Origin of the sequence: Natronorubrum amylolyticum (assembly GCF_052040145.1) — an archaeon.
Taxonomy (GTDB): Archaea; Halobacteriota; Halobacteria; order Halobacteriales; family Natrialbaceae; genus Natronorubrum.
Genome location: NZ_JBPPFW010000005.1, coordinates 173,034 through 195,626, shown reverse-complemented (window position 1 = coordinate 195,626; position 22,593 = coordinate 173,034). Strand labels below are relative to the sequence as shown.

Genomic DNA, 22,593 nt, shown 5'->3' with positions numbered 1-22,593 from the left:
GAGTGGAAATTGCCAGTCAGAGGCATCGACTGGCGAGTATGTTCCGTCTCCACAGAGTTCTATCGACCGGCGCCGAGAAACCCTCGAAGCTCTCGAGTCAGCAACGAACATCTGCGAGAGAAAGAGAGACGAGATACTATAGTAACAACTGAAACGATTTACACACCGATCGCATAGCTCACGGGTCGCTTTCGCTCCCCGTTCGCTTTGCCGCGGTTCTCGCTCACTTCGTTCGCTCCGAACCGCGTACGCTCCGAACCGCGCTCACTCCAGCAATCGGGTGCGCAGTGACGTTCAGTGGCTACTACAACTACTCGAGTACCGACGCCGGATGCTTGAGATAGACGTCCTGTTCGACCACTCGCTGGTAGACGTCGTACAGCGTTTCGACGGCCGCTTCGTCGGGCTCGAACTGGATATGGGGCGCGGCGTGATAGCCCCGACAGCTGACCAGAAAGAAGTACAGCGTCCGGTGGTGGTGTGGCGTCGCGTCGACCACGCCCAGCGACCGCCCGCCGAGGTCGTCCGAGAAATCGTTGAGCAGCGCCGCGATGTCGTCCGCCAGTTGTTCGCCCGGTCGGTACTGCGGGATGCCGAACGACTGTTGCATGAACGTCGTCGCCGCCTCGAGCATCGGATTCGAATCGATCCCGGTCGGATCGACGGCTCGAAACCGCTCGTACAGCGCGAGCAGCGTCGACAGCTCCTCGTGCGTGACCGCGATCGGCAAGACTGGCTCGCCGCGCGGAAGCGAGTAGTCCGGAAAGGTGTGGGAACTGGGGTTCGGCAGCCGGGCAAACACCTGCTCGAGGGACATGTGTGCGACTACGACACACATGCCCAAACGGTTACTGGTGGCGGAAACCGGAGGACGACTACTCGAGTCGGATCGTCGTCGCGTCATTCGGCTGATAGCGGTCGTCGTGGGTCGCGACGAACGCGCGGAGTTCGTGCTCGCCGGGGTCGGGAACGATCGATTCGTCCATGCCGCGATCCGTCGTGCGCTCGAGGCGGCCGTTCCAGGTGAACGTGGCCTGTTTGCGCTCGCCGCCGCCGAACCGGAACTCGGAGGGGCGACTGCGGGTGTACCGGCGCTCGTCGCTGGCCTCGAGTTCGCCGTCGAACGTCCACCCCCAGCGGCGCTGTCGGGGCGTCTGGATCGAGACGGGCAGCGGGAAGCGGTTCTTGAAGTCGACGGTGATCTCGACGGGGTCGTCGCGCTCGTAGACGTCGCGGTCGGTGTCGATCGAGACGGCGATCGACCGCCGGGCGAGCGCCGTCGGCACGAGTGAGGCGAGGAACGTCGCTACGGTGTAGCGCGAGTCATCGGTCTGGAAACCGAACTCGTCGTCCGCATCGGTCCCTCGCTCGTCTCGCGGTTGCGGACCGACCATCGAGTGGCAGTCCAACGCTCACCCACTAAACTGTGGGGCCGGGCGGCAGTTCGTGCGATGGGTCCGTCGCAATTGAACTCGTTCCGATCGCACGAGCGCTCGTGAAAGAGCGTTCTGTATAGGCTGAGGCGTTACCCGAGTAGCCACCTACTTCTCGGATAGGCGTCAGAAACGACCTGCTGAATAGAGAGCGTGAGTGTATCAGCAGGGAGTTCCCCACAACACATATATTTCAACCTAAATGATAGTAATTATGAACGATACGCGAGCGATAGGCGACTGGTTGCGTACCCATCCTATCGTCTGGTTCGTTACGCTGGCTCTTCTTACAGGCTCACTCTATGGTGTCATTCAACTCGGATTCGGCGAATCGACGGAAATCGCGGTTGCGGGTGGAATTGCTTGGGGTGTCTTCTGGGCAGGTGGCTTCTTTGTCTTTCGTCGTCTGCTTTCGGAGTAGCTTTCGGGGCCCACTGTTACACTCGCGCCTTGGATCTTGCACGCCGTCGCAAGCATCTTCTGAAATTGGTAGAAATTCCAGCGGTACATTCGCGCGTGTATACGCCAAATAGGAGACGCTAACGCCGGTTTTCTCACCAGTACCGATAGCCGTTCACGATCGAGGACCGGTACAAAATCGGTGCTTCGAGCCGTCCGCAGTTTCTTCCCCACCCCCAGTTATCGCCAGGCCGGAAGCGTCGGCGCGTCGTCTACCCGCATCGAAAGCCAGGCATCGTCGGCCGAGATATCGGCGATGACGTAGTCAGTACTCGAGCTACTCGAGTCGATCGAACCGACGACGGTGTCGTCGGACGCCATGGCGTGGGGGTTCGTCGCCATGTATGAGAGTGTCTCCCACTCACATATAAACTCGTCGAATCGGACTATCTCGCCAGCCGACTGATCGGCACCCGCCATCGCGGGCGTCCGAAACACTGGGTTTATACTCATTTTCGCCGTATCGTGGTGATATGAACGTAGCCGACGCCATGACGCCCCGCGAGGACGTGGTCACCGTCGAACTCCCAGGCACCCGTTCGGACGTCCTGGAGTACCTACAGGAGCGGTCGTTCTCCTCCGTTCCGGTCGTCAAATCGACCGAGGACGGCCTCGAGTACCGCGGACTCGTCTCGCGGGACGTCCTGATCGAACAGCCCGACGAGGACCAGCTCGTCATGCTGATGGAGGACGTGCCGACGACGACGGCCGACACCGCGCTCGAGGACGTCGCGCGACTGATGGTCGACGAGGGCGCGCGCCGCGTCCCCGTCGTCGACGGGGAGTTCGAAGGAATCGTCACCGTGACGGACGTGATCCACGCGATCGCGACGGGTGACCAGGAGACCGACGGCACGGTCGAGGGCTACGCGAGCACGGACGTGAACACGAGCTACGAGGGCGCGCCGCTCCCGGTCGCCGAGCGCGAACTGTACTACGCGAACGTCCCCTACACCGTCGCGCTGGACGAGGAGGGGAAAATGAGCGGCGTCCTCACGGAAGTCGACATCATCGACGTCGCTCGCATCGTCGAGGGCGAGGAGGAAACGGGCGACAACTTCCCGGATCAGGACTCGGAGTGGTCGTGGGAGGGGATCAAAGGCGTGGGGAGTCGCTACCTGCCCACGCGGGACATCGAGATCCCGAACGGACCCGTCAGCGAGTTCATGAGCGACGACGTAGTGACGGTTTCAGCAAAGACATCGATTCAGGACGCCGCCCAACAGATGATCAGTAACGATATCGAGCAGATTCCGATGCTCACGGGCGAACAGCTCGTCGGCATCGTCTGTGACGTCGACCTTCTGGAGGCACTCTATGAGTGAACACGAACACGCAGAGACGACGGCGACGACGGACGAATCGACGAGCGAGCAGCTGGTCGAACTGGCCAAACGGCGGGGCTACTTCTTCCAGTCATCGGGCGCCTACGGCGGCGTCGGCGGCTTCTACACGTTCGGTCCGCAGGGCGCGTCGCTGAAGGGCAACGTCGAGGACGCCTGGCGCGACCGCTTCGCCGTCGCCGAGGGGAACATGGAGATCGACGCGCCGACGATCATGCCCGAACCCGTCTTCGAGGCCTCGGGCCACCTCGACGGCTTCGACGACATGCTCGTCGAGTGTCCCGAGTGCGGCGAGAGCCACCGCGCGGACCACGTCGTCGAGGACAACACGGAGTACGAGGACGCAGAGAGCCTCCCGATTCCGGAAGTCGAGGAGGTCATCGCCGAACACCAGCTCGTCTGCCCGTCCTGCGGTGCCGGCCTCGCAGGTCAGGCCGTCGAGGCGTTCAACCTCATGTTCGCGACGAACATCGGCCCCGGCGACTCCCAGCCCGGCTACTTACGGCCAGAGACCGCACAGGGCATCTTCGTCGAGTTCCCGCGGCTGAAGGAGTACGCCAGAAATCAGCTTCCGTTCGGCGTCACCCAGATCGGTCGGGCCTACCGCAACGAGATCAGCCCCCGGCGCTCGATCATCCGAACCCGGGAGTTCACGCAGGCCGAACTCGAGTACTTCGTCGACCCCGAGGAGGACGAGCCGGAGCTCGAGGCCGTCGAAGACGTCGCGGTCACGCTCTACCCGGCCAGCGAACAGAACAAAGACGACGGCGACGAGATCGAGACGACCATCGGCGACGCCGTCGAGGAGGGCATCATTGCGAGTCCGTGGGTCGCCTACTTCCTCGGCGTCGCCAAGCCGTGGTACGACGCGATCGGCGTCGACATGGACCGATTCCGGTTCCGCCAGCACCTCTCGGGCGAGCGCGCCCACTACGCCAGCGACTGCTGGGACGCCGAGAGCGAGATCGACGGCAACTGGATCGAGATGGCCGGCTTCGCCTACCGCGGCGACTACGACCTCTCGAAACACGCCGAGCACTCCGGCGACCGCTTTACCGTCTTCAAGCAGTACGACGAGCCCAAGACGGTCGAACGCGCTACCGTCGACCCCGACATGAGCTACCTCGGGCCGGAGTTCGGCGGCGACGCGCAGGCCGTCGTGGCGGAACTCGAGTCCCTCGCCGGCCGCGATCGAAGCGCCTTCGACGGCGACACCGTCGCAATCGAACTCGACGGCGAAACCCACGAACTCCCCGTCGAGAAGACCGGCTTTTCGGTCGAGGAGCAGACCGAAGCCGGCGAGCACATCGTCCCCCACGTCGTCGAGCCCTCGTTCGGTGTCGACCGCCTCGTCTACACTGTCCTCCACCACGCCTACCGGGAGGACGAGGTCGACGGCGAGGAGCGAACGTATCTGGACCTCGAGCCCGAAGTCGCCCCAACCTTTGTGGGCGTCTTCCCGCTGCAGAACGACGCGGAACTCGAGGCCCAGGCGAACGAAGTCGTCGCCGATCTCCGTGACGCCGGACTGTCGATCACCTACGACGACTCGGGCAACATCGGTCGACGCTACCGTCGGCAAGACGAGGTCGGCACGCCGTTCTGCGTGACCGTGGATTACGAAACAATCGAAGACGAGGAAACCACGGTCACCGTCCGCGAGCGAGACACGACCGACCAGAAGCGCCTGCCGGTCGAGGGCCTTGCCGAGACGCTGGCCGAAATTCGGGAGGGCGACCTCGAGTTCGACGAACTGTAGCGGTTCGATTCAGTTTCTGCGCCAGGTTCGGTTTCGAAACGGCTTCGTGCGGATTGCTGTCCCGACACACCGATACAATCGCAGACGGGTCGCTGCCGAATCGAAAACGACGCACGGACGTCCGTCTCAGTCCGGGCTCCAGTCGCCGAGATCACGAGCGACGAGCAGGTGACCGAGAACGTAGAGCGGAACCGTGATCATGACACCGACCAGACCGTCGACGGCGATTTCGGTCGGAACCGGCGGCAGAAACAGGAGCGCCAGCACGGCGACAATTCCGATCGCGATGACGAGAAAGCGCCCGTTAATCCCGAGATTGCGGGTCGCCGATCCGATCCGCCGACCGATCGGCGACTGGGCGAGCGGTCCCAGCACGATCGCACCGACGACGATTCCGACGGCGACCCAGCGCCAGTCGCGGACAGTGGACGCATTGAGCGCCACGAGGAGGACACCACAAACGGCGCTCACGAGGTCGACCTTCGTCGGCGACCGATCCGGAAAGAATCCGTACCAGCGTCGCATCCTTCTCGAGTCCCGATTATCGCGGCTGGACCGAATAGCTATCGGTTAGTCAACAGCTCCGCCGGAACCGGCTTCGTCCGATCGCTCGAGGGCTCACCGATAATCACAACCGACGACCCCGCGGCGCACACAACCGACGGACTGAAGGTCCCGTTGTCCGAGGGGAAACGTGATGGCTGACGAACTGAAGCGACGACTCGTCCACTCGAGCGGGGCGGGGCTCGTCGCCCTCTACCTCCTCGCAGATTACGTCGATCTCGGACTGACGTGGCCCCGGTTTCAGGTCCTGATGGTCGTCCTCGCCGTCGGCACGATCGGCCTCGAGTTCCTCCGCCTCCAGGTCGGACTCGACTGGACGATTTACGACAAGCTAACGCGCGACTACGAACAGAACCAGTTCGCAGGCTACGGCTACTACATGGTGAGTATGACCGTCGCCGTGCTCCTGTTCGATCCACAGATCGCCCTCCCCGCGATGTTGATGCTCGCGATCGGCGACCCGATCAGCGGCGCCGTCTCCGACGACAGTCTCAAGTTCATCAAGGGACCGAAGGTGCTCGTCACGATGTTCGTCGTGAGCGCGATTATCGCCGCGCCGTTTCTCTACGAGACCCCGCTGGCCGTCCTCGCGGCGGCGCTCGGCGCGACCATCGCCGACGGAGTCAAGGTTCGGATCGGCGACTACATCGTCGATGACAACCTGACGATCCCGATCTACGCGGGGCTGTTGGCGTGGCTCGTCCTCGAGTTCGTCCCCCTCTAAATCGAGATCGAAGCCGCCCGCTCTGAGAAGATCGAAGTTTTCACCGTCGAAATCGACCGCCTTCGAAGCGACGAGAAACGAGCGCTCGAGAGCGATCGACGGAGAATCGTTCGAACGTTGTTGGATTCGTGTGACTGTTACACTCTATCATAATAGGTGTGGACGTTAGAACAACGAGTCTGGAACAGTGCAACGAACCATGTTCGAGACGTTTCGACTTGGACGGCGGCGATTCGTACAGGCGACGGGACTCGCGATGATCGCGGGAGCGGCGACGAGCGGGCAGGTGTCGGCCGCAACCGACTCTGACTCCGGGGAGCCGCCGGTCGACGCCGGTGACGTGTTCGACCACCTCGATCAGGCGGCGATCAGCGTCTTCGCTCGGGATCTCGAGACCGGCGAGTCGATCGCCGACAGCGGCTCGGCCCGACCCGTGCCGCCGGCATCGACGACGAAGGTGGTGACGACCGCGACCGCGTTCGACGAACTCGGCCCCGACTACCGGTACGAGACGACCGTCGGCGTCGTCGGCGACCGGCGAAACGAGCGGGTCGTCGAATCGCTCGGAATCGTCGCTCGAGGCGATCCGGACGTGACGGCGGCGGATCTGGAAGCGCTCGCGGAAGCCGTCGCCGAGACCGGCGTCCGGCGAGTCACCGACCGACTCGTCGTCGACGTCTCCGCGTTCGACGACGGCGAGCACGCGCCGGCGTGGACGCTCGGCGACGCCGTGAACTCCTACGGCTCGAAGAGTTCGGCGTTCGTCGTCGATCACAACGAAGTGGAAGTCACGGTCAGTCGGCAGGGAGACGACTGCGAGTTCGACGTCGCGGTCGAACCCGATTCCGGGCTGATCGACGTCGACGTGGACCTCGAGTGCGTCGACGAAGACCGGTTCGTGACGATCACGACGCCCGACCACTGGACGAACACCGTCGAGGTCGGCGGGCGAATGGTGCCCGACGACGAGGCGACGGCCGACGTCCCCGTCGGAACGCCCAACGAGCACGCGGCCGGCGTCTTCGTCAGGGCGCTCGAGGAGGCAGGGGTCAGCATTACCCCGGGCGGGGATGGGCCCGAACCCGCAGTCGAGATCACCGACGAACCGATCGAACTCACGGAAGAGCTCGCGACTCACGAATCGCGACCGCTGTCCGCGATCACGGACGGGCTCAACGACTGGTCGTACAACATGGTGGCCGAGAACATCGCTCGGACGGTTGCCACCGAACGGGACGGCGTCGGCTCCTGGGCCGCCTGGGAGGGAATCCTCGGGTCGGCACTCGAGGACGCCGGCGCGGAGACGGCACAGATCCGCGACGGCTCCGGCCTCTCGAGACACGACCTCGCGTCCGCGCGAGACGTCGTCGCGATGATCGAGTGGGGGCTCGAGGCGGAGTGGAGTGACACCTTCCGCGAGACGATCCCGATCGCCGGCGAGGAGGGGACGGTCAGGAACCGTTTAACCGACGTCGAGCCGACGGTGCGGGCCAAAAGCGGCTCGCTTCGAGGCGTGACGTGTCTCGCGGGCGTCGTCGAGGACGACGAGGAGCCGATTGCGAGCTTCGCGGTCCTCGCTGCGAACCTCACCGGCGAGCGGGCCAGCGGCGCGTCGCCGCGGGTCGACGAGCTTGTCGCGAAGATCGCCGACGAAGCGGCGTAAGTGGTCGATCGGCGAGACGACGTCTGACTCGAGTCAGGCGTTCAGCCGCCAGAGCTCGAAGTTGAGCACCGTCGCGAACGTCACCCAGGCGAGATACGGCACGAGCAGCGCCGCGGCGCGACGGTCGACCCGACGGAAGGCGGCGATCGTCGCGACGATCAGCCCCCAGAGGACGAAGATGATGACGAGAGCGACCAGCGGCGCCTCGAGCGTAAAGAATGCCGGTGTCCACGTGACGTTGAACGCCATCTGTACTCCGAACAGGCCGAACGCGAGCCGTCGACCCGAGGAGTCGCTGCGCCAGACGAGCCACAGTGCGACGCCGAGGAGGGTGAAGATCACCGTCCAGACGATCGGAAACGCGATTCCGGGCGGGTAGAACCACGGTTTCGTGAGACTCCGAAACCAGGGCGTATCGGGCGACGAGAGGACCCCGGGGAGACTCCCGATCAGGTTGATCGCGAGCACGAATCCGACGGCCTGAAGCAGCGGATCGCGATCGGGCAGTCGACGCGTGACGCGGGCGAAGTCGGCGACCATAGCGCGCGTACGACTCGGGTCCGGAAAGCGCTGGCGCCGTCGACGTACGGGAACGATACCGACGCGATCAGCGCGCGGAGCGATCCGAACGCGAACGGTTCCGAACCGCGACTCTCCCGATAGAAATACCTATAGTGTTCGGTTAGAATCACGTTGACAGATGGGTCCCGCTCTCCGTCCCGCCCTCCTCGAGTCGGGACGCCGGCTCCGAACCGCTCTCCACCGGCGTGTCCAAATCGACACGCGAACGCTGGCCGTCTTCCGGATCTTCGCGGGGCTGCTCGTCGTCGCCGACCTGCTGCTCCGGTCGCGGAACTTCCGGTACTTCTACACCGACGACGGCGTCGCCCCGCGGTCGCTGGTGCTGGAGGCCTCTGCGAGCGATCCGTTCTCGGTCTACCATCTGACGACGGATCCGACGCTGATCGCGGCCCTGTTCGTCCTCCAGGGGCTGATCGCCGTCCAGTTGATCGTCGGCTACAAGACGCGACTCGCGACGGTGTTGACGTTCCTGTTCGTCGTTTCGCTTGACCACCACAATCCGTTCGTGCTCAGCTACGCCGACACGCTCTTTCGGCTCCTGCTGTTCTGGGCCGTCTTCCTCCCGCTTGGCGAGCGCTGGTCGGTCGACGCCGTTCACGCCGACCGCGAGCCCAGATCGGTCGTCGCGAACGCTGCGACCGCGCTGATCATGGGCCAGATGGTCTACATGTACCTCACGAACGGGATCATCAAATCCCAGTCCGATGTCTGGACGAGCGGCGACGCCGCGCCGCTGGTGCTCGGCATCGACGAAATCACCTTTTTGCTGGGCGACACCATCCGCCAGCTTCCGGTGTTTCTCGAGCTCGGCGGCCTGATCTGGTTTACCATCCTCCTGTGCTCGCCGCTGTTGATCTTCCTCCCCGGCCGTTGGCGATACCCCCTGATCGGCCTGTTCGCGGCCGGTCACCTCTCGTTCGCCATCTCGGTTCGCATTGGCGCGTTCCCCTACGTTGCGCTCGCGGGCCTGCTCGTCTTCCTCCAGACGCCGTTCTGGGACGACCTACAGCGGCTGGGACGGTACGCGGGGATCGATCTCGAGCGGCTCTCCGCTCGCGCCGGGTCGCTCGAGCGGGTCGCCACTCATTTCCCGAACTATCGACTGGACTCCGACCGAGCGGTGCGGCTCCGCGGCCACGCCTACACCCTCGCGCTCGGCGCCGTCGTCGTCACGCTCCTGTTCGTCGCGGCCGTCATGGTGTTCAACGTCGGCGCCGCGCTGGCCGACGACGAGAGCGACCAGCCGATGGAAGACCGGGTCGAGGGGACGGTCGAGGAGACGCTCGCCGAGACGAGGGGCGTGAGTCAGGTCGAATCGACCGCCTCGAGGTTCGGCGTCGACCAACCCATCGGCTGGGGCGTCTTCGCCGGCCCGGATCCGCGGACGACGGACCGCTACTACGTCTTCCCCGCGGAAACCGAACACGGTGAGCTAGTCGACGCCTACAACGAGCGACCGTTGTCCTACGAGCGACCCTACGACGGCCAGTTACAGAAGCAGTACGACACCTATCGCTACCGGTTCTACATGAACAGCGTCCGCCGCGGCAGCGTCCAGAACGCGGTCCCCGAACACCTGGCCGACAACATCTGCGAGCAGTGGGCCGAAGACCACGACGAGGAACTTGCGTACGTCAACATGTACGCGGTCCACGAAGACGTGACGTCCGAGACGATTACCGACCCGGAGAATCGGGATCGGGAGTACCTCGAGATCTACCGCCACGGCTGTGGCGACAACGAGCCGAAGGTGATCGAGCCGCCGGAGTGAGGCGGTTCGACGCGTACAGCAGTGAGGCTCGTCCGTCGCACGATCGATAGCGAACGTACCGTTACCCTGAGACGATTATCGATCGCCGATCTGCCGTTTCATCGCGCTCCGTGCCGCTCTGGCTCTCTGCGCCGCGTTGGACTCGCTCCAGAGTCCGACTCCATCACGAACAGCGTCGTCCATGGGTGACGCTAGTCGATGCTGCTTCAGAATCTTTGTCGACAGATAGCACGAACAGCGACCGTCTCTCGAACAGCGCGGGATTTCACTTCCGCCGCGGTACGAGAACCCTTATTCGCGCCGACGATGAACCACAGCCAATGGCAGCTACGGACGAGGGAACGGAGATCCCCTCAATCGAGCATCCACTCCTCGAGCCCGACTTCCTCGAGCGTCGACTCTACCAGCTCAAACTCGCCGGTACGGCCGCGAACGGACACACCCTCGTCTGTCTCCCAACCGGTCTGGGTAAGACAACGGTGAGCCTGCTCGTCACGGCACGGCGACTCGAGGAGGTCGGCGGCAAGGCGCTGATGCTCGCCCCCACCAAACCGCTCGTCCAGCAACACGCCGATTTCTACCGCGAGGCGCTGCAGATCCCCGACGAGGAGATCGTCGTCTTCACCGGCGACGTGAGCCCGGACGACCGCGCCGAGACGTGGGAGGAAGCGACGGTCGTGATGGCGACCCCGCAGGTGATCGAGAACGACCTCGTCGGGAGCCGGATCTCGCTCGCCGACGTCACCCACCTCACCTTCGACGAGTGTCACCGCGCGACCGGCGACTACGCGTACAACTACATCGCCGAGCGCTACCACGCCGACGCGAGCCAGCCGCTCGTGACCGGGATGTCGGCCTCGCCCGGCGGCGACGAGGAGGCCATCCTCGAGGTCTGTGCCAACCTCGGCATCCAGGACGTCGAGGTGATGACGGAGGAGGACGCCGACGTCAGCGAGTTCACCCACGACACCGACGTGGAGTGGGAGCGTATCGACCTCCCCGAGGAGGTCATCGAAATCCGGGACGCGCTGAACGAGGTGATCAAAGACCGCTTAGAGAAACTCAAGGAACTCGGCGTCGCGAAGTCGACCCAGCCCGACCAGTCCCAGAAGGACCTCAATCGGATGCGCGCGGAGCTCCAGCAGCTGATCAACAACGACCAGTCGGAGGGGTTCAAGGGAATGTCCGTCCACGCGGAGGTGATGAAGCTCCGGCAGGCCGTCACGCTCGTCGAGACCCAGAGCGTTGAGGCGGTCTGTCGGTACTTCGACCGCCAGCGCAATCAGGCGCGGTCGTCGGGCGCGTCGAAGGCGAGCCAACGGATGGTCTCCGATCCGCGGGTTCGGGAGGCCATGCGAAAGGCCGAGAGCTTCGACCAACTGCACCCGAAGTACCGCAAGACACGGATGCTGCTGGCGGAGACGCTGGGGCTCGAGGGCGGCGAACGGGTCATCGTCTTCACCGAGTCCCGCGACACGGCCGAGGCGCTGACGGAGTTTTTGAACGACAGCTTCGACGCCAAGCGCTTCGTCGGCCAGGGCGACCGCGAGGGGTCGGACGGGATGACCCAGAACCAGCAACAGGAGGTGTTAGACCAGTTCCGCGCCGCCGAGTTCGAGGTGCTGGTCTCGACGTCGGTCGCTGAAGAGGGGCTGGACGTCCCCGAAGTCGACCTCGTGCTCTTTTACGAACCCGTCCCGACCGCAATTCGGTCCATCCAGCGCAAGGGACGAACGGGCCGCCAGTCCGAGGGCCGCGTCGTCGTCCTCATGGCCGAGGACACCCGCGACGAGGCCTACTTCTGGATCTCCCAGCGACGCGAGAAGGAGATGGAGTCCGAACTGCGCGAGTTGAAGGGGATGGCCGACACGCTCGCCGAGGAACTCGACGATTCTCAGCAGGCGCTGTCGGATTTCGACGGCGGCTCCAACAGCGAAGCGAAAGTGAACGGAAGAGACAGTAATTCGACCGCAGTCGGCGATTCTTCCAGTGGAAGTGAGGGGGTTTCGGCACAGCCCGGACTGCAGGATTTCTCGAGCGACAACTCGGAGGCGAGTACCGATGAAGCGGCCGCTGCAAACGAGCAATCGGGTGACGGAGACGGCGAACTCGAGGGCGAAGCCGTCGACGACGAAGCCGACTCCGTGGAAACCCACGAACCCCACGCCGAGGGCGACGGGATCGAGATCGTCGCCGACCAGCGAGAGATGGACGCCAACATCGCGCGGGATCTCTCGAGACGCGAGGAGATCGAGATCCGCCTCGAGACGCTCGACGTGGGCGACTACGTCTGTTCGGACCGCGTCGTCGTCGAGCGCAAGTCCGTCGCGGACTTCGTCGACTCGCTGGTCGGCGGCGACCGGTCGATCTTCGAGCAGGTCGGCGCGATGGCCCGCCACTACTCCCGGCCGATCGTGATCGTCGAGGGCGACGGCATCTACGAACAGCGAGACATCCACCCGAACGCGATTCGCGGCGCGCTCTCGAGTCTGGCCGTGGACTTCGGCGCGAGCGTGTTGCGAACCGAGGGCGAGGACGAAACGACCGAACTGCTCGCGGTGATCGCCGGCCGCGAGCAGGAGACGTCCGACCGAGAGGTGTCGGTCCACGGCGAGAAGGGAGCGAAGACGGTCGCCGAACAGCAGGAGTACGTCGTTTCCTCGATCGCCGAGATCGGTCCCGTCACCGCGCGGTCGCTACTCGAGGAGTTCGGCACCGTCGAAGCCGTGATGATCGCGAGCGAGGACAAACTGCAGGCAGCCGACGGCGTCGGCGCGGTGACGGCAGAACGGATGCGCGAAGTCATCGGGACCGAGTACACGGGATCGAAGTAATCGGGGACCGAATTACCGACCGCTTACGACTCGAGCGGACGGCTGTTTCCACGAACTACTGAAACGATAGCGCGACGAGGCGCTCAGCGAGGACATTGAGTGACGGACCTCGCGGCGATCGGATACCAGTGACAGATTCCACGACGATCGAACGACAGTGACGCGATGAACGGAGCCAACCCGGGAGGAGCCTCGTCGATGCAGTCGACGACGACCACGGAGACAGCGACGCCGCTGGCGACCGGCCCGTCGCTGACCCCGCCGTTCGACGATCCCGTGCTCATCTTCGGGCTCGCGATGGTGATCTTCCTCGTCGCCCCGCTCGTTCTCAAACGCTACCGGCTCCCGGGGATCGTCGGCATCATCCTGATCGGGGCGGCGATCGGCCCGAACGGCGTCCACCTGCTCGAGCGAGACGCGACGATCCAGTTGCTCGGCGAAGTCGGGCTGATCTACCTGATGTTCATCGCGGGCCTCGAGATCAATCTCAACCAGTTCATCGAGTACAAGGATCGGAGCATCGTCTTCGGGCTGTTTTCGTTCGTTATTCCGCAGGCGGTCGGAACGGTAGTCGGCGTCTACGTGCTGGGGCTTTCGCTCGGCGCGGCGTCGCTGTTCGCGGCCATCTTCGCCTCCCACACGCTGCTCGCCTACCCAGTCGTCAACCGCCTCGGCATCGCGACGGACGAGGCGATGACCGCGACGATCGGCGGCACGATCCTGACCGATACGCTCGCCCTCCTCGTGCTCGCGGTCGTGATCGCCTCCGTCGACGGGGTCCTGGACGCCGCGTTCTGGCTGCAACTCGGCGTCGGACTGACGCTCTTTTTCGTCGGTATCTGGTTGCTCGTCCCCCGACTCGGACGCTGGTTCTTCCGGATCCACGGCGATGAGAGCTACTTCGAGTTCCTGTTCGTGATGGCCGTCCTCTTCATCTGTGCCTTCCTCGCCGAACTCGTCGGCGTCGAACACATCATCGGGGCGTTCCTCGCGGGTCTCGCGCTCAATCGGTTGATTCCCGAATCGGGGCCGCTGATGAACCGCATCGAGTTCGTCGGTAACGCGCTGTTTATTCCCTTCTTCCTGCTCTCCGTGGGGATGCTCGTCGACGCGAGAGTGGTGCTCGAGGGAGCCGGAACCCTCGTGATCGCGGGCTCGCTGATCGTGATGGTCTTCGCGACGAAGTACGTCGCCGCGTGGGCGACGGGGCGAGTCTACGGCTACGACCGCGACCAGGTGCTCGGCATGTTCGGTCTCTCGGTCGGCCAGGCCGCCGCTGCCCTCGCAATCGTCCAGATCGGCTTCGAGGCGGGTGTTCCCGGCTTCGATCAGGACATGATCAACGCCGTCGTACTGATGATCCTCGTGGTGAGTCTGGTCAGTCCGGCGCTCGTCGAACGCGCCGGCGGCGCACTCGTTCGCGCACGCGAACACGAGGAGTACGATCCGAGCGACACGCGACAGCGAATCCTCGTCCCCGTCTCGGCGAGTTCGAAGTACAGAGAGTCGCTGCTGGATCTGGCGTTTACGATCCGTAACGAGCGCGACGACGAACCGATCCACACCGTCGCGGTCGTCCGTCCCGAAGCAAACGTGCGAACGGAGGCAAAAGTCGCCAAAGCGGAGGCGCTGCTCGACGAGATGGAGGCCTACGCCTCGGGTGCCGAGGTCCCGATCGAGGAACACACTCGAGTCAACCACAACATCGCCTCCGGCATCGTCCACTCGGCCGTCGAGAACCGGATCACCACGCTCGTCATCGGCTGGGACGGCGCTCGATCACGAACCCAGCAGGTGTTCGGCCACACCATCGACCGGGTGCTCAGTCGAACCACCCAGTTGGCGCTGGTCGGCCGCGTGCGAGAACGGCTCAACACGACTCGGCGGATCGTTCTCGTCCTTCCGCCGGGGATCGACCACAACGACGGCTTCTCCGAGGCGTTGCACACGGTGAAGCTCATCTCCGAGCAGACGGGTGCGCCAATTCGGGGACTCGTCATCGATGGGGATCGAGCGCAGTGTCAACGGCTGTTCGGCCTCGTCGAGCCGGACGCACCCGGCGAGTTCGTCGACCTAACCGACTGGGACGAGCTGCTCGCGGCGCTCCGCGACGACGTCCGCTCGGACGACCTCGTCGTCTGTATGAGCGCACGCCGGAACGATATCGGGTGGGACCCGAGACTGCAGACGCTCCCGAAGAGCATCTCCACCCTCACGAACGGGAACTTCGTCGTGATGTATCCGGCCACCGAGGAGCGAGCCGACGACCGACAGTTCCTCCGGTTCTCCTGAGCACCGGTTTGCGACTCCGAATCCCCGCACGTTTAGCGGCCGATACAGCCGCTGAGTGGCGATCCGACGGCTGATCTGCGAAACTCGAGCCGCGGCCAGGTGCGAGCGTAGTAGTCTCGAGCGGAGTCGTGCTGAACAGAAAACATATACCGGATGCCTCTCGATTGCGAGCAGACGTCGACCGTCGTCCGCGACGGCTGGACAGTCTCCTCCACCCCGACTTGACGACGAATCGGAGCCGTTCCCTCTCGCGGACGACGTCACCACGCCCTCACGATGACCGCCAACGCACCTGCCAGATCCGCCCACCCCTCGTCCGGAGTCGATCCACGGACCGTGACCGAAACGACTATTTCGTCGTTGTTGACATCTAGTATCGAATGGAGGGCTCCGTGAAACCCCGACTCGAGACGCTCGCACGGCGAGTGCAGCGAAACGTCGCCCAGTGTGTCCGGATAGACACGCGGACGCTGGCCGTCTTTCGGGTGTTCGTCGGGCTGCTCATTATCGCGGACGTGCTGTTGCGGGCGCGTAACTTCACGCACTTCTACACCGAGGAGGGAGTCGTTCCGCGGTCGCTCGCGATGGAGTTGAGCGCGGACAGCGCGTTCTCGTTCTACCACCTGACGACGGATCCCACGCTGATTGCCCTCCTGATGGGGATCCAGATCCTGATCGCCGTCCAGTTGATCGTCGGCTACAAGACCCGGATCGCGACGATCCTCTCGTTCCTGTTCGTCGTCTCGCTCGACCACCACAACCCGCTGGTGTTGAGCTACGCCGACACGCTCTTTCGGCTCCTGCTGTTCTGGGCCATCTTTCTGCCACTCGGCGAGCGTTGGTCCGTCGACGCCGTCCACGCCGGCCGCGAGCCTCGACCGTCGGTCGCCGGCGTCGCGTCCGCGCTGATTCTCTGCCAGATGGTCTACATGTACTTCCTCAACTGGTACCACAAGTCCGAGAACGAACTGTGGACCAGCGGGGAAGCGACGCAGCTGATAATGGGCCTCGACGACATGACGTTCCTCTTCGTGGGGTACGCCCGGCAGTTCCCGGTGTTGCTCGAGTTGGGCAGCTACATGTGGTACTATATGCTCATGTTCTCGTGGCTGTTGCTCGTGCTGGTCGGGCGAAAGCGCATGTTCCTCGTTGCGCTGTTCGCGGGCGGCCACGCCTCGTTCATCCTCACCGTCCGCATCGGCGCGTTCCCCTACGTCGCGATGGCCGGCCTGCTCTTGTTCCTGCAGGCGCAGTTCTGGGACGATCTGAAGGCCGTCGCCGCGCTCGTCGAGTTCGATACGTCACGACTCACCGGAACGCAGACCAGACTCGAGTCGGTCGCCGCCGCCGTCCCGTACCCCCGCGTGAGTGCACCGTCGTTCGACCAGATTCGAACCGGTGCCTACAGCGTCACCCTCGGCGTCGTCCTCGGCTCGCTCGTCTTGCTGTCTATTCTGTCGTACGTCCCGGCCGTCGCGCTCATCGACGGGAACTCGACGCCCGAAGAACGGGTCGACGACGTGGCCTCGAGTTTCGGCGTCGATCAACCCAACTGGAGCGTCTTCGCGCCGAATCCGCGGACGACGGACCGCTACTACGTCTTCCCCGCCGAGACCGCAGAGGGTGATCGGATCGACGTCTACAACGACCGACCGCTGACCTACGAGCGACCGTCCGACGAACTGCACACGCAGTACGACACCTATCGCTACCGGTTCTACATGAACAGCGTCCGGAGCGGCGGGTTCAGCGACAACGACGTGCCGCCGATCCTCGCCGACCACCTCTGTGAGACGTGGCAGGAGGAGTACGGCGTCGAACTGACCCACATCAACATGTACGTCGTCTACGAGGACATCACCTACGACACAATCGACGACCACGAGAACCGGGAGACGCGCACGTCACAGCTGTACGAGCACGGCTGCGGCGACAACGAACCGAAGGAGATCCAGCCGCCGGATTTCTAACGGGTAACGGCTAACGGCCGATCATCCACCGCTCACCGCAACGTCTCGAGCGTCTCGCTCGCCTCGCGAGCGGCCTCGAGACACTCCTTTGCGTACCGTGGATCGTCCGTCTCGGCTGCTTTCGTCGCAAACTTCTCGAGGGCCTGGACGAGCGAGGCGTGGGCGGCCTCGAGGTCGTCGTCGGCCGGCGAGGGACCGGCGGCCGGGCGACGGCCGTCGAACGACCGAGGTGAAGGGGTCGGCGACGGGGCCTCGGGCCGCGGCTCGTCCACGGTGCTCGACTCGGCGTCGGGAGCGGAACCGAGCTCAGGGCTCGAGTCGTCTCGTCCGTCGGCGTCGGCCGGGTCGTGCCCGGGGGCGGCCGCCGAGTCGACCGCCGGACTGCTGTCAGCGCCCGTCTGACCGACCTCAGCGTCGGTCGGAGTCGACGGTGTGGGATCCGTCTGCTGGGCTTCGGTATCGGCAGTCTCCTCGTCGGCCGGCTGGGCCTCGAGCTCCGTCCCCTGAACGGCGTCGGGATTCCCGTGACAGCTCGGACAGAACGTAGTGTCGTCCTCCTGAAAGAGCGGGTCGCCGCAGGTGCCACAGTGGGCGTTCGTCATCGTGGCACCTTTGAGCAGCAGGTCGCTCATGCGCTGGGTCGCCTCCCGCTCGCGTTCGTCGCGCTCGTACTTCTCCCGGAGTTTCTCGCGTTCGGCTTCCTTGTCGAAGTCGCTCATACTCGTCTAGAGGGAGTGGAACGTCGAAAAAGCTGCGAACGGTCGCGCACCGGGAACGCGCCGTTGATCGGCACTCGAGTCCGCGGTAGCTCACTCCGTCCGCCGGTACAGCCCCTTCGAGTCGGGTCGGACCGGTTCGTAGCCGAATCCCTCGTAGAAGCCGTCGACGTCGGCGATCAGGTTCACGTACGCCTGCGACGGCGCCGTTTCGTCGATGTAGCTCTCGAGAGCGGTCATGATCCGCGTGCCGAGCCCCTGTCCCTGATGATCCGGGTGGACCGCCATATCCGAGATCTGGTAGACGGTGCCGCCGTCGCCGACGATTCGTCCCATCCCGACGGGCTCGTCGGTCGGCTCGTGGACCACCACGACGCCGTACAGCGAGTTTGGGAGGCCGCGTTCGACCCCCTCGAGCGAGCGCGGCGGCATCCCCGCGGCCTCGCGCAGCGAAACGAACGCCTCGGGATCGGGGAGTTCCTCACGAATGTGGTACGGGTCGGTGTCGTCGGCGTCGGCCATACGGCACTCGACTCGCGCGCCGAAAAAGACGGTTCCGGGTTCGGTTCCCGCCACCGGCGCTCAGGGCTCGCCCTCGATTGCGGCCTCGACGGCGTCGACGGCCGCTTCGGGAGTTGCGACGGTCTCGAGATCGATCCCGACCTCGGAGACGTCGTGGGTCTCGAGACCGACGACGGGACGGTCGTAGATGCCCGCGAAGCCGATTTCGGTGAGCGTGCCGACGCCGCCGGTGAGCGCGATCACCGCGTCGCCGTTCAGCGGGACGAGGGCGTTCCGGGCGTGGCCCAGTCCGGTCGCAATCGGGACGTCGACGTACTCGTTCGCGTCGCCGGGACGGTCGCCGGGCAAAATCCCGATCGTCGTTCCGCCCTCGGTCTTGGCGCCGCGACAGACGGCTTCCATCGTCCCGCCGCGGCCGCCGCAGACGACCGTGTGGCCGCGAGCGGCGAGTTCTCGTCCGACGGCTTCGGCGCGGGCCGACTGTTCGACGGTGATCGCTCCGCCGCCGATGACGCTGACTCGCATACGGGAATGACTGCGGGCACGGACAATGGTCGGTTCGGTCTCGGGCAAGCGCGACGAATCATGGGCTCGAGACGAAACGATCGTCGACTTTTCGGCCTCCGCCGGCGGTATTCGCGCCGGAACGTGATATTCTGCAGACGATAGCTGCGCATCGAAACGAGTTCGACAGTTGTCGACATAATTCTCGTCAGATCGTTCGAGGGAGGAGTTTTCGACGGATTTAACGCGTGGGGCGGTGGATCATTACGTGGTATGACGAAAGTTAGCGTGGTCGGCGCGGCCGGGACGGTCGGGGCCGCCGCAGGCTACAACATCGCACTTCGGGATATCGCGGACGAACTCGTCTTCGTCGACATTCCGGATCAGGAGGATACGACGATCGGACAGGCTGCGGACACCAACCACGGGGTGGCCTACGATTCGAACACGACGATCCGGCAGGGTGACTACGAGGATACGGCGGGATCGGACGTCGTCGTCATCACGGCCGGCATCCCGCGCCAGCCGGGCCAGACGCGTATCGACCTCGCGGGCGACAACGCGCCGATCATGGAGGACATCGGCTCCTCGCTCGCAGAACACAACGACGACTTCGTCACCGTCACGACGTCGAACCCCGTCGACCTGCTCAACCGTCACCTCTACGAAGCGGGCGACCGCGCCCGCGAGCAGGTGGTCGGCTTCGGCGGACGGCTCGACTCCGCTCGCTTCCGGTACGTCATCGCCCAGCGCTTCGACGTGCCCGTCCAGAACGTCGACGCGACCATCCTCGGCGAGCACGGCGACGCCCAGGTTCCCGTCTTCTCGAAGGTCCGCGTCGACGGGCGCGACCTCGAGTTCACCGACGAGGAGAAGGAGGAACTGCTCGAGGAGCTCCAGACCTCGGCGATGAACGTCATCGAGAAGAAAGGCGCGACGGAGTGGGGCCCGGCCACCGGCGTCGGGCACATGGTCGAAGCGATCATCCGCGACACCGGCGAAGTACTCCCCGCGAGCGTCCCGCTCGAGGGCGAGTACGGGCACGAGGACACCGCCTTCGGCGTTCCGTGTAAGCTCGGCTCGAACGGTATCGAGGAGGTCGTCGAGTGGGACCTCTCGGAGTTCGAGCGCGACCAGCTCGGCGAGGCCGCCGAGAAGCTCTCCGAGCAGTACGACGAGATCGCGTAATCGCCGCCTCTCCGACTCGCGTTTTTTCTCAGTAGACCGAGCCCTCGAGCCCCTGCAGTCAGCTCACGTTCGGACGCGAACCTCGAGCGGCCCGGGGTCGAGCGTGATCCCGACGGACGGCTCGAGCGAGTCAGTGATGCGGTCGAATTCGACGTGGCGGGCGATCGTCGCGAGCGCGAGTTTGAGTTCGACCATCGCGAATCGCATACCCAGACAGTGACGCGGCCCGCCGCCGAACGGAAAGTAGGCGTACTCGGGTCGGTCGGAATCGGACTCGAGGGTTCGACCGTCGTCCGTCCGCTCGGGTTCGGATTCGTCCCCGGGGTCGTCCGCGAGCCATCGCTCGGGTCGAAACGTCTCGGGGTCGTCCCACCAGCGGTCGTCGCGGTGGATGCCGTACACCGAGAGCTGCAGGGTCGTCCCGGTCGGAACGCGATAGCCCGACAGCACCATCGGCGACTCCGGTTCGCGGTAGACGCCGATTACCGGCGGGTAGAGCCGCATCGCTTCCCTGACGACGGCCTCCGTGTACGCGAGATCAGCGAGATCCTCGAGTCCAGGCTCCCCGTCGCCACAGACGGTCGCGAGTTCGCGCTCGAGGCTGGCTCGGACCGAGGAGTTATCCGCGAGCAGCCAGCAGGCGATCGATAGCGCCGTTGCGGTCGTCTCGTGGCCGGCAAAGAGGAAGGTGACGAGTTGATCCCGAACCTCCTCGGCGGTGGGCCGGGAGCCGTCGGGATACTCCGCACGGGCCAGCACCGAGAGGAGGTCGTCGCCGGCCGCATTCGCTTCGCGGCGCGTCGCGACTAGCTCGTCGACGAGGGCCTCGAGATCGGCCATTGCCGCCTCGTACTCGCGTTCGGCGGGCGTCGACAGCCACGACGGCAGGACCGACTCGAGCGCGAGCCGTCGCGGCGACGCGTAGTCGTCGATGGCGGTTACGGCCCGCCTGACCGTTTCGGCGTGAGCGTCCTCAAGGGGGACATCGAACAGTGTTCGAGTGAGCACGCGGAGGGTGTACGTCGATAGCTCGTCCGCGAGCGCGATCGTCTCGCCGTCGTCCCAGCCGTCGAGGAGTGCCGTCGCCTCCGTGACCATTTCGTCGGCGTAGGCGTCGATCCGGTCCGGGGTGAACGACGACTGCAACAGCCGTCGCTGGCGTCGCCACCGTTCGCCTTCGGTGAACGCGACGCCCTCGGGAGCGAGGAGTTCGCCGAACTCGGTCTCGAAGTCGCCCTTCCGAGCCGCGTCGGAGCGCGAGACGAGCACCGTCTCGACGGCGCGCGGATCGAAAACGAGCGCGAACTCGGTACCGTACCCCTCGTAGGCGACGACGTCGCCGTACTCGCGGGCCGACTCAACGAACCCGAGCGGGTCGCGGGCGATCGACAGCGTGCTCCCGACCACTGGAAGGCCTCGAATTTCCGGCGGCCGGTCGGCACTCGAGCGGTCGTGCTTCGGGGCTGTCGCGTCGTCGGACTGCAACGCTGGTGTCTCGCTCATGGTCGAACCGAGGACCGTAGTGAACATCGGCGTGTTCCCGAAGCACTGAACCTTGTTATATTGGCCGACGATGTACCGGTATGCGATCGACGGATCTCACCCTCCGGCTCCCCGAGCGAATGCAGCTTCCCGTCCGAACACTCGAAGACGAACTCGAGTTTCACCGCGAGGAACTGCTCTCGTGGCACGTCGACCCCGAAACGAAACGAGTTCGGTTTCTCTCGCTGATCGTCGGCGATCGTGATGCGATACGGGAGACGGCGGTCGATCTGGACGTTGTCCACCGGTTCGATCTCACGCCGATCGACGCGGACACGTTCTACGCCTACGCCGTGATGGACGTTCGGGCCGCCGACGCGACGCTGATGGGCGCGTTCGACGAACCTGGCCTGGTGATCGTCCCGCCGATCGTCTACACCGGTCGGGAACGCGTCCACGTCACCGTCCTCGGCGAACCCGACGCGCTCGCGAGGCTGGTCGAGCGGTTCCCCGAGGACGTCGGCGTCGAAGTCGAACGGGTAAGCGACCACCAGCGCCGGGCCGAGACGCTCGCGGGGAGACTCACCGCTCGGCAGTTCGAAGCGATGGAAACGGCTCGAGAGTGCGGCTACTACGACGTTCCGCGCAGCGGGTCGCTCGCGGAAGTCGCGTCGGCGTTAGACTGTTCGGAGAGCGCGGCGTCGACCCTGCTCCGGACGGTCGAATCAAAGCTGGTCGACGCGGCGTTGCGACGATAACGGCGCGGAGAACTGGGGACGGTCGACTC

20 protein-coding genes are annotated in these 22,593 nt (G+C 64.8%); 11 read left to right on the top strand and 9 right to left on the bottom strand.

The window, feature by feature from the left end; all coding sequences use genetic code 11:
- Positions 1-310: 310 nt before the first annotated feature.
- Both ACSFDB_RS18780 and ACSFDB_RS18775 read right to left on the bottom strand, forming a co-directional pair.
- On the bottom strand, positions 311-817 hold the full coding sequence (locus ACSFDB_RS18780) for a hypothetical protein (RefSeq protein ID WP_440772437.1): 507 nt from the start codon (positions 815-817) through the stop codon (positions 311-313).
- Positions 818-875: 58 nt separating this feature from the next.
- A complete protein-coding gene (locus tag ACSFDB_RS18775; RefSeq protein ID WP_440772436.1) occupies positions 876-1,394 on the bottom strand; it encodes a DUF7974 family protein in 519 nt (172 codons plus the stop codon).
- 253 nt (positions 1,395-1,647) lie between these two features.
- Between ACSFDB_RS18775 and ACSFDB_RS18770 the strand changes: the two genes are divergently transcribed.
- Positions 1,648-1,854 (top strand): hypothetical protein, encoded by a 207-nt coding sequence (locus ACSFDB_RS18770; RefSeq protein ID WP_440772435.1) that lies wholly within the window; start codon positions 1,648-1,650, stop codon positions 1,852-1,854.
- Between the two features lie 218 nt (positions 1,855-2,072).
- On the opposite strand, the gene ACSFDB_RS18765 is transcribed toward ACSFDB_RS18770, so the two are convergent.
- Entirely contained in the window at positions 2,073-2,234 is a 162-nt protein-coding gene (locus tag ACSFDB_RS18765; RefSeq protein WP_440772434.1) for a DUF7556 family protein, read from the bottom strand.
- Positions 2,235-2,365: 131 nt separating this feature from the next.
- Here ACSFDB_RS18765 and ACSFDB_RS18760 point away from each other — a divergent pair, with 131 nt between their 5' ends.
- Both ACSFDB_RS18760 and glyS read left to right on the top strand, forming a co-directional pair.
- Positions 2,366-3,217, top strand: coding sequence for a CBS domain-containing protein (locus tag ACSFDB_RS18760; RefSeq protein WP_440772433.1), 852 nt, complete (start codon positions 2,366-2,368; stop codon positions 3,215-3,217).
- Positions 3,210-4,994, top strand: a complete 1,785-nt coding sequence (gene glyS / locus ACSFDB_RS18755; protein ID WP_440772432.1) for a glycine--tRNA ligase — start codon at positions 3,210-3,212, stop codon at positions 4,992-4,994. Before ACSFDB_RS18760 ends, glyS begins: the two co-directional genes overlap by 8 nt.
- 126 nt (positions 4,995-5,120) lie before the next feature.
- On the opposite strand, the gene ACSFDB_RS18750 is transcribed toward glyS, so the two are convergent.
- Positions 5,121-5,519, bottom strand: coding sequence for a hypothetical protein (locus ACSFDB_RS18750; RefSeq protein ID WP_440772431.1), 399 nt, complete (start codon positions 5,517-5,519; stop codon positions 5,121-5,123).
- 172 nt (positions 5,520-5,691) lie between these two features.
- On the opposite strand from ACSFDB_RS18750, the gene ACSFDB_RS18745 reads away from it, so the two are divergent.
- Together ACSFDB_RS18745 and dacB are read left to right on the top strand one after the other, a co-directional pair.
- Positions 5,692-6,282, top strand: coding sequence for a dolichol kinase (locus ACSFDB_RS18745; protein WP_440772430.1), 591 nt, complete (start codon positions 5,692-5,694; stop codon positions 6,280-6,282).
- Positions 6,283-6,469: 187 nt separating this feature from the next.
- Positions 6,470-7,945, top strand: a complete 1,476-nt coding sequence (gene dacB / locus ACSFDB_RS18740) for a D-alanyl-D-alanine carboxypeptidase/D-alanyl-D-alanine endopeptidase (protein WP_440772429.1) — start codon at positions 6,470-6,472, stop codon at positions 7,943-7,945.
- A gap of 33 nt (positions 7,946-7,978) precedes the next feature.
- Here dacB and ACSFDB_RS18735 read toward each other — a convergent pair whose 3' ends face one another.
- Positions 7,979-8,485 carry a TspO/MBR family protein gene (locus tag ACSFDB_RS18735; RefSeq protein WP_440772428.1) on the bottom strand — a complete coding sequence of 169 codons (507 nt, stop codon included), beginning with the start codon at positions 8,483-8,485 and terminating at the stop codon, positions 7,979-7,981.
- 160 nt (positions 8,486-8,645) lie between these two features.
- Here ACSFDB_RS18735 and ACSFDB_RS18730 point away from each other — a divergent pair, with 160 nt between their 5' ends.
- The 4 genes from ACSFDB_RS18730 (at position 8,646) to ACSFDB_RS18715 (ending at position 17,394) form a co-directional block, all read left to right on the top strand.
- Positions 8,646-10,298: an HTTM domain-containing protein gene (locus tag ACSFDB_RS18730; protein WP_440772427.1), complete on the top strand. Its 1,653-nt coding sequence runs from the start codon at positions 8,646-8,648 to the stop codon at positions 10,296-10,298.
- Between the two features lie 320 nt (positions 10,299-10,618).
- Positions 10,619-13,132, top strand: coding sequence for a DEAD/DEAH box helicase (locus ACSFDB_RS18725; RefSeq protein WP_440772426.1), 2,514 nt, complete (start codon positions 10,619-10,621; stop codon positions 13,130-13,132).
- 198 nt (positions 13,133-13,330) lie between these two features.
- Positions 13,331-15,424 carry a cation:proton antiporter domain-containing protein gene (locus ACSFDB_RS18720; RefSeq protein ID WP_440772425.1) on the top strand — a complete coding sequence of 698 codons (2,094 nt, stop codon included), beginning with the start codon at positions 13,331-13,333 and terminating at the stop codon, positions 15,422-15,424.
- Between the two features lie 380 nt (positions 15,425-15,804).
- Positions 15,805-17,394 (top strand): HTTM domain-containing protein, encoded by a 1,590-nt coding sequence (locus ACSFDB_RS18715; protein ID WP_440772424.1) that lies wholly within the window; start codon positions 15,805-15,807, stop codon positions 17,392-17,394.
- A 32-nt stretch (positions 17,395-17,426) separates the two neighbouring features.
- Here ACSFDB_RS18715 and ACSFDB_RS18710 read toward each other — a convergent pair whose 3' ends face one another.
- The 3 genes from ACSFDB_RS18710 to ACSFDB_RS18700 form a co-directional block, all read right to left on the bottom strand.
- Entirely contained in the window at positions 17,427-18,113 is a 687-nt protein-coding gene (locus ACSFDB_RS18710; RefSeq protein ID WP_440772423.1) for an Sjogren's syndrome/scleroderma autoantigen 1 family protein, read from the bottom strand.
- A 90-nt stretch (positions 18,114-18,203) separates the two neighbouring features.
- Entirely contained in the window at positions 18,204-18,632 is a 429-nt protein-coding gene (locus tag ACSFDB_RS18705) for a GNAT family N-acetyltransferase (protein WP_440772422.1), read from the bottom strand.
- A gap of 60 nt (positions 18,633-18,692) precedes the next feature.
- Positions 18,693-19,157, bottom strand: a complete 465-nt coding sequence (locus ACSFDB_RS18700; protein ID WP_440772421.1) for a TIGR00725 family protein — start codon at positions 19,155-19,157, stop codon at positions 18,693-18,695.
- 252 nt (positions 19,158-19,409) lie between these two features.
- Between ACSFDB_RS18700 and mdh the strand changes: the two genes are divergently transcribed.
- The gene (gene mdh, locus ACSFDB_RS18695) at positions 19,410-20,324 is read left to right on the top strand and encodes a malate dehydrogenase (protein ID WP_440772420.1); all 915 of its coding nucleotides are present in this window, start codon (positions 19,410-19,412) and stop codon (positions 20,322-20,324) included.
- Between the two features lie 63 nt (positions 20,325-20,387).
- On the opposite strand, the gene ACSFDB_RS18690 is transcribed toward mdh, so the two are convergent.
- A complete protein-coding gene (locus ACSFDB_RS18690; protein WP_440772419.1) occupies positions 20,388-21,827 on the bottom strand; it encodes a cytochrome P450 in 1,440 nt (479 codons plus the stop codon).
- Positions 21,828-21,907: 80 nt separating this feature from the next.
- Between ACSFDB_RS18690 and ACSFDB_RS18685 the strand changes: the two genes are divergently transcribed.
- Positions 21,908-22,564 (top strand): helix-turn-helix domain-containing protein, encoded by a 657-nt coding sequence (locus ACSFDB_RS18685; protein WP_440772418.1) that lies wholly within the window; start codon positions 21,908-21,910, stop codon positions 22,562-22,564.
- The last annotated feature ends 29 nt before the right edge of the window (positions 22,565-22,593 follow it).